Consider the following 12,370-nt stretch of genomic DNA (forward strand, 5'->3'; position numbering starts at 1 on the left):
TGACAGCCCTGTACCGCCTGTGTTCCAATGCGGCGCTGGAAACGGGAGAGTGGTGTGAAAAAACTGCTAGTTGTCTACCACAGCCAGAGCGGCACCTGCGCCCGGCTGGCTCGCGCCGCTGCGCAGGGCGCTGCCGATACCGAGGGTGTTGTTGTAGAGGTGCGTCGCGCCTGTGATGCCAGCACAGAGACCGTTGCCGATGCAGCTGGACTGCTATTGGTCGCTGCAGAAAATAGCGGCACGCTCAGCGGCGAGGCAAAGGCGTTTCTGGATCGGATCTTTTACCCCGCCATCGATCGCGCACTGGTGCTACCGTATGCGTTGATGATGAGTGCGGGCAACGATGGCCGTGGCGCGGTGCGCCAGGCCGAGCGAATTTTCTCGGGCATTCCCTTCACCTCGGCCTGTGAGCCGATGATTGCCCGGGGTGAATTTACAGATGAACACAAGGCCCAGGCTGCTGAACTTGGAGCGGGTTTTGCCGCCGGTCTTGAAATGGGAATTTTTTGAATGAGCGATACTGTTGAACAAGTCCCCGAAGGTTTTGAACTGCTGCCAGAGGGGCTCGGCTTTACAGATAACCTGCAGCCCTGCTACCGCCGTTTGCGGGGCGATGATCTCGCGTTCGGCCTGATTGTTGCCAGTCAGCATGCGAATTCGCTGGGTATTTGTCACGGCGGTGCGTTAATGACTCTGGCCGATATTGCTGCGGCTTCTAGTGCCAATTTAGCGCGGGGCAAAATTGCCGGTGCGCCCACGGTCAATCTGACCATGGATTTTATTGGCGCCGCCAAGCAGGGCCAGTGGATTCAAACCACCTCTGAGGGCGTGACGCTGAAGCGCCGCTTTGGGTTCTCGCACGGTATCATCTTCAGCAGCCGCGGGATTGTGGCGCGCTACAACGCAACATTTTACTTCCCCGACCACGAAGGGCTGACTCAGGATGGCGTGCCGGGTATTGGCGCCCTCAAAGGGATGCTGGACGCGGACTAGTCAGGTCCGGATCGCCGTGGGCCTGCACGGCCTCGATAAACGCCCGGGCCGCGCGCGACAGGCTACGTCCCCGGTGATAGACCAACCCCAGGGTTCGCTGAATTTCGACTTCCCTGACCGTCAGTTGCGTCAGGGAGGCGTCACCCATGCTGCGCGGCAGAATCGTCCAGCCCAGCCCCACCGAGGCCAGCATGCGAATCGTCTCCAGATAATTGGTAGCCATGGACACCTTCAATTCCAACTGATGCCGATCAAATAGCGATTTAATGATTTGTCCGGTGTAGGTGTTGAGCCCCGGAAGAATCGCGGGGTACTGGCTCATCTCGGTCAGCGTCGGCGCCTGCTTTCCGGCAACCAGCGAGTGGTCTTTGGCGATCATGAAATCCAGCGGATCCTCCCACACGGGAATGGATACGACATTGCTCTGGCCCTGCGGCGCGAGCGTGACCACGGCCAGTTCCACCTTGCCCTGATGGATAAGTTCGTAAGCCTGCTCCGAGTCCATAAAGTCGATATCGATGTGGACTTGCGAAAACGCGGTCGAGAACGCCGACAGCACCGGCGGTAGTCGGTGCAGGCCGATATGATGGCTGGTGGCAAGCTTCAGTTCCCCGCGCGTTTCACCCGACAAATCGCGCACGGATTGCACGGCCGCTGCCAGTTCCTGTTCTACGGCTTTGGCATGGGGCAGCAACGCCAGCCCTGCTTCGGTAAGGGTGACGTTGCGGCCGATGCGATCGAACAGGGCGGCGCCCAGTTCGTCCTCGAGGATGGCTACGCGTTTGCTCACAGCGGGCTGGGTGAGGTGAAGCCGGTCTGCTGCCACGGAGAACGAGCCGGTCTCCGCCACAAGCAGGAATGCGCGTAGGTTCTGATTGTCCATTTGTATTCCTGCCAGGAATCAATTGAATAAAAATAATAAATTTGAGTAATTTAATAATCAAGCCCATAATTGCCGCCTTTCACACGCTCACATATTTTGAGGCTTCCCATGGCAGGCAAGACGCTCTACGACAAGTTATGGCAGAACCACCTGGTTGAGCAGCGCGAAGACGGCAGCGCGCTGATTTATATCGACCGCCAGTTGATCCACGAAGTGACATCGCCGCAGGCGTTTGAAGGCCTGCGCCTGGCGGGCCGTGAGCCCTGGCGCCGCGATGCCAACCTCGCAGTGCCCGATCACAACGTACCGACCGAGCAGCGCGAGCGCGCCGGCGGTGTGGCGGCGATTGAAGATCCGGTATCCCGGTTGCAGGTTGCCACGCTGGACGACAACTGTGACGACTTCGATATTGTCAAAATCGACATTAACGATGTGCGTCAGGGCATTGTCCATGTGGTCGGGCCGGAGCAGGGGGCAACGCTGCCAGGTATGACCGTGGTCTGCGGCGACTCACACACCTCCACCCACGGTGCGCTGGGCGCACTGGCCCACGGTATTGGCACCTCCGAGGTTGAGCACGCGCTGGCAACCCAGACCCTGGTGCAGGTGAAAATGAAAAACATGCTGGTCAGTGTTGACGGCACATTACAGCCGGGTGTGTCCGCAAAAGATGTTGCGCTGGCCATCATCGGTAAAATCGGCACCGCTGGCGGCACTGGTTATGCAATTGAGTTTGGTGGCCAGGTAGTGCGTGACATGAGCATGGAAGGTCGCATGACCCTGTGCAATATGTCGATTGAGGCCGGAGCCCGGATGGGCATGGTGGCTGTGGACGACACTACCCTGGAATACGTAAAAGGGCGCCCCTACGCGCCCGAAGGTGATATGTGGGACCTCGCCGTAGCTGCCTGGGGTGACCTGCACAGCGACGAGGGCGCGGTCTTTGACGCTGTTGTTGAGCTGCGGGGTGAAGATATCAAGCCGCAGGTGACCTGGGGCAACTCGCCAGAAATGGTAGTGCCAGTCGATGGTGTGGTACCCAATCCTGCCGAGGCGGATGACGCGACGCAGCGTGCGGCCATTGAGCGCGCCCTGGAATACATGGGGCTGGAAGCGGGCCAGGCCATCACCGATATCAAGCCCGACCGTGTATTTATTGGTTCATGCACCAATTCCCGGATTGAAGATCTGCGCGCTGCCGCTGACGTCGTCAAGGGACGCCAGAAAGCAGATAGCGTCAAGCAGGTGCTGATTGTGCCTGGCTCGGGCGAAGTGAAGAAGCAGGCTGAAGCTGAAGGCCTGGACAAGATCTTCCTCGAGGCCGGTATGGAGTGGCGCGAGCCAGGTTGCTCCATGTGCCTGGCGATGAATGCCGACAAGTTGGGGGCGGGCGAGCACTGTGCTTCTACGTCCAATCGAAATTTTGAAGGTCGCCAGGGCTTTGGTGGTCGCACCCACCTGGTGAGTCCGGCCATGGCTGCTGCTGCAGCGGTTGCCGGCCATTTCATCGACGTGCGCGATCTGTAAGAGGGATTCACAATGAAAGCATTTACTGTGGTAACCGGCCTGGCGGCTCCGATGGATCGCGCCAATGTCGATACCGACCTGATTATTCCCAAGCAGTTTCTCAAGTCGATCAAGCGCTCGGGGTTTGGCAAGAATCTGTTCGATGAGCTGCGCTATCTGGATGAAGGCAAGCCCGATGAGGACTGTTCGCACCGGCCGGTCAACGCCGAGTTCCCTCTGAACTTGCCCCGCTATCAGGGCGCTTCAGTGCTGCTGGCGCGGGAAAATTTCGGCTGTGGCTCCAGTCGTGAGCACGCCCCATGGGCGCTGGAAGATTATGGCTTCCGCTGCATTATTGCGCCGAGCTTTGCCGACATTTTCTACAACAACTGCTTCAAGAACGGCGTGTTGCCTGTGCGGCTTGACGAAGACATTGTGGCGCGCCTGTTTGATGAAATGTATGCCCAGGAGGGCTATGAGCTCACCATCGATCTCGAACAGCAGCAGGTGGTGACACCCGGTGGGGAGCGCTTTGGGTTTGAGGTGGATGAGTTCCGCCGCCACTGCCTGCTCAATGGGCTCGACGATATTGGTCTGACGCTGGAGAGTGCGGATGCGATTCGCGCCTACGAAGAGCGCACGCGCAAATCCTCTCCATGGTTGTTTGACGTTATCAAGTAATTTAACGCGATCGATGATCGCGATCTGCAGCGGCGGCGTGCGAATGTGAATGCCTGCCGCTGATGAACGATTCAAGGTAGTAATATGAGTAAAAAAGTACTGGTACTTCCTGGCGACTATATTGGGCCGGAAATCATGGCTGAGGCCGTGAAGGTCCTGAATACTGTTGACGCGCGTTTCGGCCTGGGGCTGGAGCTTGAGTACGGTTTGCTGGGTGGTGCTGCGATCGATGAAACCGGTGTGCCGCTTCCCGATGCCACGCTGGAGCGGGCCCGGGAAGTCGACGCTATTTTGTTGGGCGCCGTGGGCGGGCCCAAGTGGGACAATGTAGAGCGCCACCTGCGGCCCGAGCGCGGCCTGCTGGGAATTCGCTCGCAGTTGGGCCTGTTTGCCAACCTGCGTCCCGCCATCCTGTATCCACAGCTGGCGGATGCCTCCAGTCTCAAACCGGAGATTGTGTCTGGTCTCGACATTCTTATCGTGCGCGAGCTCACCGGTGGCATCTACTTCGGTGAGCCCCGCGGTATTCGCGAACTCGAGAATGGTGAGCGCGAGGGCTATAACACCTACAAGTACAGCGAATCTGAGATTCGTCGCATTGGCCGCCAGGCCTTCGAGGCGGCGCGCAAACGCGGTAAGAAGCTGTGCAGCGTCGACAAGGCGAATGTACTCGAGGCGACAGTGCTGTGGCGTGAAATCATGGACGAGCTGGCGCCGGAGTACCCCGACGTAGAACTCTCCCATATGTATGTCGACAATGCGGCGATGCAGTTGGTGATGCGACCCAAGCAGTTTGACGTGGTGGTTACCGGCAACATGTTCGGCGACATCCTGTCTGACACCGCCGCCATGCTCACCGGCTCGATTGGTATGTTGCCGTCTGCCTCCCTCGATAAAGATGGGCGGGGCATGTACGAGCCCTGTCACGGCTCGGCGCCTGATATTGCAGGGGAGGGCAAGGCCAACCCGCTGGCGACGATTCTCTCCGCTGCCATGATGCTGCGTTACACACTTGGTAGTGCCGAGGCAGCTGATGCGATTGAAGCGGCGGTCAGCAAGGTCCTCGACGCCGGCCTGCGCACCCCGGATATTCATTCCGAGGGGACGCATTTGGTGGGAACGGTAGAAATGGGCGAGGCTGTAGTCACAGCGCTCGCCAGCGAATAGATTTGGAGTAATTCAATGGCAGATCAATATGATGTAGCAGTGGTCGGCGCCACCGGAGCGGTGGGCGAGGCCATGATCGAAATTTTGGAGCAGCGCGACTTTCCGGTCCGCAATCTCTATCCGCTGGCGAGCAGCCGTTCCGCCGGCAAGACCATTATGTTCAAGGGCAGCCCGGTGACCGTTACCGATCTGGCCGAGTTCGATTTCAGCCAGGCCCAGATCGGTCTGTTCTCTGCCGGCGGCAGTATTTCCGAGAAGTACGCGCCCATCGCGGCGGCCGCTGGCTGTGTGGTCGTCGACAATACCTCGCATTTTCGACGCGACGACGATATTCCGCTGATTGTTCCAGAGGTGAATATTGAGGCGCTGGCGGGCTACACCACCCGCAATATCATCGCCAACCCCAATTGCTCGACCATCCAGATGCTGGTGGCCCTCAAGCCCATTTACGATGCGGTGGGTATCGAGCGGATTAACGTATGCACCTACCAGGCGGTGTCGGGCACTGGCAAGGAAGCGATTGAGGAACTGGCGTCACAGACAGCCCGCTTGCTCAATGGCCAAGAGGCTGAGTGTGAGGTCTATCCCAAGCAGATCGCTTTCAATGTGCTGCCTCATATCGATACTTTCCAGGACAACGGCTACACCCGCGAAGAAATGAAAATGGTCTGGGAAACCCAGAAGATTTTCGGCGACCACAGCATTCAGGTGAATCCCACCTGTGTGCGTGTGCCGGTCTTCTTTGGTCACTCAGAGGCCGTTCATATTGAGACGGTCGATGAAATCAGCGCAGCACAGGCGCGCGAGCTGCTCGAAAATGCGCCTGGTGTCCAGGTGATGGACGAGCGTGCCGACGGGGGTTATCCCACGGCGGTGGGGGACAGCGCCGGCACCGATCCAGTGTTCGTGGGGCGCATTCGGGAGGATATTTCCCATCCCCGCGGCCTGAACCTCTGGGTGGTGGCTGATAATGTGCGCAAAGGCGCAGCGCTCAATAGCGTGCAAATTGCCGAGGCGCTGATTACAACCTACCTTGATTAATGCCTGTAATTCACTGATACTCAGGGATAATTCGGTATTTTTGGTGCATGGAGGCACGGTCCCCCCAGACGCTCAGCGTACTTCAGAAAAGTCGAGAAAATACTTTTTAGGATGGGGGATTTCCAGCACGATACGTTAGTATTACATCGTAGGGGTCCGGCCAGGGGAGGTCGGTGTTTATGTGCAGGAAAAATAATAAGGCGTCGGAGTATGGCTCGTAGGATTGGTGCTGTCGTTTTCTCTCTTGGGTGTCTGCATGCGAGCTTTTCGTATGCGGTGGGTCTTGGTGACCTGACGCTCGAGTCATTTCTCAATGAGCCGCTCAAGGCCCAGGTAGAAGTTCTCAACACGGACGGCCTCAATGAGGACCAGATCCGCATCCGGCTCGCAACGCGCGAAGACTTTGATCGCATGGGTGTTGAGCGGGCCTACTTCCTGACCGGTATCGAGTTCGACGTGCGGTTCAATGCGCGCGGCGAGGCTGTCATTTTGCTCAGCTCCGAGGACCCGGTGCTCGAACCCTATCTCGATTTCATTGTAGAAGCGCGCTGGCCTACTGGCCGTTTGCTGCGTGAATACACGGTTCTGGTTGATCCGCCCTTGTTTGACGCCTCCAGCCAAGTGGTATCTGCCTCTGCGCGTGTTGAGGAAGAAGAGGGCATCCCCGCCCCGGATTCGCCCGAAAAAAAAACACAAGACCCGGCCGCCACTAGCGGAACCCGGGTAGATGTAAAGAAAAAGTCCCAGCTCGCGCCGGGTGACATGCCCCAGCGCGATTTCAATGCCGAGGCCGCCGGTTCGCCGCTGAGTGGCTCGCGCTACATGATTTCCAGGGACGATACGCTCTGGGAAATCGCCTCCGCAGCCAAGCCCAGCGGTACGACCATCCATCAGACTATGCTGGACATTCAGCGTCTGAACCCCAACGCCTTTATCGACGGTAATATCAACCGCATCAAGGCCGGATACATTATCTATCTGCCCACCGAAGACGATATCAGCTCGCAGGATCTCTCCACGGCGCTGGCTGAGGTCAAGCAGCAGAATGAGGACTGGGAGGCTGGCCGCGCCAGCGCACCGATCAGCTCCGGACCCAGCCTGCGGATATCCGCTGACCCTGTAGAAGAGTCGTCGGCCACGGCTGACCAGAGCTATTCCCCTTCCTCTTCTGCGGCAACTGATGCGCAAGTGGCCGCCGATATGGATCGCGCTGAACTCGAAGGTGAAGTTGAAGACCTCGAACAGCAGGTCGATACACTGGAGCGTATCGTCAGCCTTAAAGACGACCAGATCGCTGCCTTGCAACAGGCACTGACCGAGGCCGGCGTTGATGCCGAGGATAGCGTCGATGCCCTGGCGTCAGACGATGGCCTTGCTATGGAAGACGGCATGGACATGGCCGACGCCGATGACAGCGGCGTTGTCGATGCCGGGTTTGATGATACCGGCTCTGACGATGTCACGGCGGTTGATGCTGCCTCTGATGCCGATGACGCGGTTTCAGTTGATGACACTGCAGCTGATGCGGTAGAGCCCGCGGTTGCGGCCGAGCCTGTGGCTGCAGCACCCAAGCCCGAAAAAACTATTCCAAAATCCAAGCCTGCTCCCAAGCCCAAGAAAGAAGAGAGCGGCCTGCTGAGCTACCTGTTGTATGGTCTGGGCGCGCTGATTCTGGCCGGACTGGCATTCTTCTTCGTGCGTCGTCGCAAGGCGGATGAAGAGCCCACGGTTACTGTGTCTGCAGAGTCTGACAAGGCTTTTGCGGCTGTTGAGCTCAAGGAGCAGCCCGTCGAAGCCCCCGTTGTCGAGGAGCCTGTCGCTGAGCCGGCGCCGGTCGCCGACGAGGCCGCCGCGGAAGACGGCACTCGCGGCTATGGCGAACGTAAACACGACGGTTACGCCTCCGACGTGGATGCAGGTGACGCCCTCGCCGAAGCTGACATTTATATCGCTTACGGTCGCTACCCCCAGGCCATTGATCTGCTCAAGACCGCCATTACCAGTGAGCCTGCCAATGCGGCCTACCGCCTGAAGCTGGTCGAGCTTCTGCTGCAGACCGGCGATCGTCCCGCTGCCGAAGCCCAGATCGCGGAGCTGGAGAGCATGGGTGATGCGGGCAGTGCAGAGCAGGCGCGCGCCATGCTGTCTGGTACCAGTGACGACATGTCTGAGCCGCCTGCTGGCCTCGCCGAAGAAGTGGAGTCGGGCGAAGACGACTTTGCAGGCCTCGAAATCGAAGACAGTCTGGATATCGACGATCTCGATCTGACCTCCGACTTTGACGACGACGTGATCGGCGATGACGAAGACGACGAAGACCTGGTAATCGCCGCTGAGGCAAATACCATGTCCACCAAGCTCGACCTCGCCCGTGCCTACATGGATATGGGCGACGAGGACGGCGCTCGCCAGATTCTCGAAGAGGTGGTTGCCGAAGGCAGCGACGAACAGAAGACCGAAGCCAGCGGGCTGCTGGAGCGCCTTGGCTGATCCATTCCCCGGCCTGTCGGCAGAGACCCTGCCGGCAGGCACTCGTATAGCCTGTCGGGTCGAATATAACGGCGCGAACTACAACGGCTGGCAAACACAACCCCATCTTGATGTCACCACGGTTCAGCAGGAGCTGGAACGCGGCCTGACCAGTGTTGCGGGCGAGCCCGTGCGCGTGCACTGTGCCGGCCGCACGGATACGGGCGTGCACGGGCATTGTCAGATCGTCCATTTTGATGCTCCTGTACCGCGCCCGCCCAAGTCCTGGGTGTTGGGGGCCAATGCCTCGATGGCGCGGGATGTCCGGGTGCACTGGGCGTTGCCGGTAGAGAAGGAGTTTCACGCGCGTTTCTCGGCGACGGCACGACGCTATCGCTACGTGATTGCCAATGCTCTGGTCCGGCCCGCCATGCTCGGCGGGCAGGTCACCTGGCAGCGTCGGCCGTTGGATGAGGCCATTATGCACAGCGAGGCCCAGGCATTGCTCGGCGAGCGTGATTTCTCGACATTTCGGGCCGCAGCGTGTCAGTCCACCACGCCGATGCGGAATATGATGGACATCAGTGTGTCGCGCCGCGGGCAGCTGGTGGTCATCGACCTCCAGGCGAATGCATTTCTCCACCACATGGTGCGCAATATCGCCGGTTCACTGATGGCCGTGGGCAGCGGGAGGCAGTCAGCCGGTTGGATCGCCGAGCTGATGGAGGGGCGGGATCGCACCGTGGCAGCTGACACTGCGCCGCCCGATGGTCTGTATCTGGTAGATGTGACATATCCTGGACACTTCGGTCTGCCTCAAACGCCCTATGGTCCGTTAATCCTAGGCGCGTAGCGGGTTTCACGTACAGACAGGGGGGTGGGGCATCTGCTATCATGTCCGTCTGTTTTTTTGCCGGTGTTCAGGTCCTGTTTTGTCTCGCACGCGTATCAAAATCTGCGGTATCACTCGGCCGGAGGATGCGCGTGTTGCTGTTGCCAGCGGCGCCGACGCCCTCGGTCTGGTTTTCTATGCTGAGAGCCCCAGGGGAGTGTCCCTTGAGCAGGCGCAAGCGGTGGCGCGCGAGGTTCCGCCTTTCGTCACCCTGGTGGGCCTGTTTGTAAACCACGACGCTGAATTTGTCGCTCGCTGCGCTGCCGAGTTGCCCCTGGGCTTGCTGCAGTTCCACGGTGACGAGTCACCGGCGTTCTGTCGCCAGTTTGAGCGGCCGTGGATAAAAGCTCTGCGTGTGCGCCCCGACTCAGATATTGCAGCCTATTGCGATGCCTGTGCCGGAGCGCTCGGGATATTACTCGACGCGTGGAAAGACGGCGTGCCCGGTGGTACCGGAGAGAGTTTTGACTGGGATCTGATAGGCAGTGGCCTGTCGTTGCCGGTGGTATTGGCAGGCGGTTTAAAGCCCGCCAATGTGGGACAGGCGATCACCACCGTACGTCCTTTTGCGGTCGATGTCAGTGGTGGCGTGGAAGCGGCGCCCGGCGAGAAAGACCCGGTCAAAATTCGTGAATTTATTGCGGCGGCCCAGGCTGCCGATCACATTGAGCAAACCTGAATGAGTAGTGATGCTGTTATGAATGACTTTGCCTCAGTACCGGACGGCGATGGCCGCTTCGGCGTGTACGGCGGCAAGTTCGTTGCCGAAACCCTGATGTCGGCGCTGGACGAGCTCGAAGCCCTTTACGAAAAGCTGAAAGACGACGATGCGTTTATCGCTGAGCTGGATGCGGACCTCGCCCATTACGTGGGCCGTCCCTCACCGCTTTACGAAGCCAGCCGGCTGTCTGACAAGGTCGGCGGCGCGCGCATCTGGCTGAAGCGAGAAGATCTCAACCATACTGGCGCCCACAAGGTGAACAATACGGTTGGTCAGGCACTGCTGGCCAAACACATGGGCAAAAAGCGTGTTATCGCAGAAACCGGTGCAGGTCAGCACGGTGTTGCGACGGCTACGATTGCAGCGCGCCTCGGGCTGGAATGCCAGGTGTTTATGGGTGAGGAAGATGTTCGTCGCCAGGCCCTGAATGTCTATCGCATGAAGCTATTGGGTGCTGAAGTGATTCCCGTGACCTCTGGCTCGCGCACGCTCAAGGACGCCATGAACGAAGCCATGCGCGACTGGGTGACCTATGTTGACGAAACATTTTATATTATCGGCACCGTGGCCGGTCCCCATCCTTATCCCATGCTGGTGCGTGACTTCCAGTGCGTCATCGGCCGCGAGGCGCGCGCCCAGTCGCTGGAACAGATTGGCCGCTTGCCCGATGCGCTGGTGGCCTGTGTGGGTGGTGGCTCGAATGCAATAGGCCTGTTCCATCCGTTCCTAGATGATAAAGACGTTGCAATATACGGTGTGGAAGCCGGTGGCCACGGTGTGGCCAGCCAGCAACACGCCGCGCCCCTGACCGCCGGCACCCCTGGCGTGCTGCACGGCAACCGCACTTACCTGATGCAGGATGCCGACGGCCAAATCATGCACACGCACTCGGTATCAGCGGGTCTGGATTACCCCGGCGTGGGCCCGGAGCACTCCTGGCTAAAGGATGTCGGTCGGGTTGAATACGTGGTGGCCGATGACGACGAGGCGCTGGAGGCGTTCCATGCGCTGACGCGTGTGGAAGGTATTATGCCGGCACTGGAAAGCAGTCACGCCATTGCCTATGCCACCAAGCTGGCTCGCGAGCTGGGGCCGGATAAACATATTGTGGTTAACCTGTCCGGTCGTGGTGACAAGGATATTCATACCGTCGCCCAGATCGACGGAATTGAATTTTAAGGAGAAGTTGTAGTGAGTCGTATTGCCGGTTGCTTTGCGCAACTTGCCGAGCAGGGGCGCAAAGCCGTTGTTCCCTATATTGTTGTCGGCGACCCTGGTCTCGAGGTCACGGTTGATGTCATGCACCAGCTCGTTGACAGCGGCGCAGACATTATCGAACTCGGGGTGCCGTTTTCTGACCCCATGTCTGAAGGCCCGGTGATTCAGCTTGCTCACGAGCGCGCGCTGGCAAACGGCGCGAACCTGCGCGATGCACTGGATACAGTGCGCGCGTTTCGCGAGACCAATCAGCACACACCGGTGCTGCTCATGGGCTATGCCAACCCGGTGGAACACATGGGTTACGCGAAATTTGCCGACGCCGCGCAGGCGGCGGGACTGGATGCACTGCTCACGGTTGATATCCCGCCGGAGGAGGTCGAGCAGGTTAACGCTGAATTACAGCGTGTGGGCATGAACAATATCTTTCTGGTTGCCCCGACGACCCCGGATGATCGCCTGCAACGTATCGTCGACCAGGCCAGCGGCTTCGTTTATTACGTCTCCCTGAAAGGCGTCACTGGCGCCGGCCATCTCGATATCGATAACGTCGCTGATCATGTCAGCCGTATTCGGGCGCGGACTTCACTGCCTGTCGCGGTGGGCTTTGGTATCAAGGACGCAGAGAGTGCAGCGGCCGTTGCCAGCGTCTCCGACGGCGTGGTGGTGGGCAGTGCCTTGATCCGCGCCATGGCGCAGGCAATCGATGACGGCGCCGATCATGCGGCAGCTGGTAAGCGAGCAGCTGAACTACTGGCAGAAATTCGCCGTGGAGTGGACAGCGTCGCTTCCTAGAGAG

Annotated in this window: 12 protein-coding genes; 11 read left to right on the forward strand and 1 reads right to left on the reverse strand. The window is 59.2% G+C overall.

Translation table 11 applies throughout. From position 1 onward, the window contains the following. Nucleotides 1-54: 54 nt before the first annotated feature. Together BST95_RS11005 and BST95_RS11010 are read left to right on the forward strand one after the other, a co-directional pair. The gene (locus BST95_RS11005; RefSeq protein ID WP_205737264.1) at nucleotides 55-510 is read left to right on the forward strand and encodes a flavodoxin domain-containing protein; all 456 of its coding nucleotides are present in this window, start codon (nucleotides 55-57) and stop codon (nucleotides 508-510) included. Next, nucleotides 511-993, forward strand: a complete 483-nt coding sequence (locus BST95_RS11010; protein ID WP_084199471.1) for a PaaI family thioesterase — start codon at nucleotides 511-513, stop codon at nucleotides 991-993. Here BST95_RS11010 and BST95_RS11015 read toward each other — a convergent pair. Beyond that, nucleotides 968-1,876 (reverse strand): LysR family transcriptional regulator, encoded by a 909-nt coding sequence (locus tag BST95_RS11015; RefSeq protein WP_084199473.1) that lies wholly within the window; start codon nucleotides 1,874-1,876, stop codon nucleotides 968-970. The two genes, BST95_RS11010 and BST95_RS11015, sit on opposite strands and share 26 nt — an antisense overlap. Nucleotides 1,877-1,984: 108 nt before the next feature. Between BST95_RS11015 and leuC the strand changes: the two genes are divergently transcribed. From leuC to trpA, 9 genes are all read left to right on the forward strand, one after another. Continuing rightward, a complete protein-coding gene (gene leuC, locus BST95_RS11020) occupies nucleotides 1,985-3,403 on the forward strand; it encodes a 3-isopropylmalate dehydratase large subunit (RefSeq protein WP_084199475.1) in 1,419 nt (472 codons plus the stop codon). A gap of 12 nt (nucleotides 3,404-3,415) precedes the next feature. After that, nucleotides 3,416-4,063 carry a 3-isopropylmalate dehydratase small subunit gene (leuD, locus tag BST95_RS11025; RefSeq protein WP_084199477.1) on the forward strand — a complete coding sequence of 216 codons (648 nt, stop codon included), beginning with the start codon at nucleotides 3,416-3,418 and terminating at the stop codon, nucleotides 4,061-4,063. A gap of 84 nt (nucleotides 4,064-4,147) precedes the next feature. Beyond that, nucleotides 4,148-5,230 (forward strand): 3-isopropylmalate dehydrogenase, encoded by a 1,083-nt coding sequence (gene leuB, locus BST95_RS11030; RefSeq protein WP_084199479.1) that lies wholly within the window; start codon nucleotides 4,148-4,150, stop codon nucleotides 5,228-5,230. Between the two features lie 15 nt (nucleotides 5,231-5,245). Further along, complete coding sequence (locus tag BST95_RS11035; protein WP_066049491.1) at nucleotides 5,246-6,271, forward strand: aspartate-semialdehyde dehydrogenase; 1,026 nt, start codon at nucleotides 5,246-5,248, stop codon at nucleotides 6,269-6,271. A 210-nt stretch (nucleotides 6,272-6,481) separates the two neighbouring features. After that, entirely contained in the window at nucleotides 6,482-8,761 is a 2,280-nt protein-coding gene (locus BST95_RS11040; RefSeq protein ID WP_169843915.1) for a type IV pilus assembly protein FimV, read from the forward strand. Beyond that, nucleotides 8,754-9,593: a tRNA pseudouridine(38-40) synthase TruA gene (gene truA / locus BST95_RS11045; protein ID WP_229801634.1), complete on the forward strand. Its 840-nt coding sequence runs from the start codon at nucleotides 8,754-8,756 to the stop codon at nucleotides 9,591-9,593. The genes BST95_RS11040 and truA overlap by 8 nt, the downstream gene beginning before the upstream one ends. Before the next feature lie 79 nt (nucleotides 9,594-9,672). Further along, nucleotides 9,673-10,311, forward strand: a complete 639-nt coding sequence (locus BST95_RS11050; RefSeq protein WP_084199483.1) for a phosphoribosylanthranilate isomerase — start codon at nucleotides 9,673-9,675, stop codon at nucleotides 10,309-10,311. After that, the gene (gene trpB, locus BST95_RS11055) at nucleotides 10,312-11,532 is read left to right on the forward strand and encodes a tryptophan synthase subunit beta (RefSeq protein WP_084199485.1); all 1,221 of its coding nucleotides are present in this window, start codon (nucleotides 10,312-10,314) and stop codon (nucleotides 11,530-11,532) included. A gap of 12 nt (nucleotides 11,533-11,544) precedes the next feature. After that, a complete protein-coding gene (gene trpA / locus BST95_RS11060) occupies nucleotides 11,545-12,366 on the forward strand; it encodes a tryptophan synthase subunit alpha (RefSeq protein WP_084199487.1) in 822 nt (273 codons plus the stop codon). Nucleotides 12,367-12,370 lie beyond the last annotated feature (4 nt).

The organism is Halioglobus japonicus (assembly GCF_001983995.1).
In the GTDB taxonomy this organism is placed as follows: Bacteria; Pseudomonadota; Gammaproteobacteria; order Pseudomonadales; family Halieaceae; genus Halioglobus; species Halioglobus japonicus.

What these genes read in the sequence shown, in the direction of transcription:
- BST95_RS11010 (WP_084199471.1), top strand. Translation starts at nt 511, where the DNA reads ATGAGCGATACTGTTGAACAAGTCCCCGAAGGTTTTGAACTGCTGCCA.
- BST95_RS11015 (WP_084199473.1), bottom strand. Translation starts at nt 1,876, where the DNA reads ATGGACAATCAGAACCTACGCGCATTCCTGCTTGTGGCGGAGACCGGC.
- leuC (WP_084199475.1), top strand. Translation starts at nt 1,985, where the DNA reads ATGGCAGGCAAGACGCTCTACGACAAGTTATGGCAGAACCACCTGGTT.
- leuD (WP_084199477.1), top strand. Translation starts at nt 3,416, where the DNA reads ATGAAAGCATTTACTGTGGTAACCGGCCTGGCGGCTCCGATGGATCGC.
- leuB (WP_084199479.1), top strand. Translation starts at nt 4,148, where the DNA reads ATGAGTAAAAAAGTACTGGTACTTCCTGGCGACTATATTGGGCCGGAA.
- BST95_RS11035 (WP_066049491.1), top strand. Translation starts at nt 5,246, where the DNA reads ATGGCAGATCAATATGATGTAGCAGTGGTCGGCGCCACCGGAGCGGTG.
- BST95_RS11040 (WP_169843915.1), top strand. Translation starts at nt 6,482, where the DNA reads ATGGCTCGTAGGATTGGTGCTGTCGTTTTCTCTCTTGGGTGTCTGCAT.
- trpB (WP_084199485.1), top strand. Translation starts at nt 10,312, where the DNA reads ATGAGTAGTGATGCTGTTATGAATGACTTTGCCTCAGTACCGGACGGC.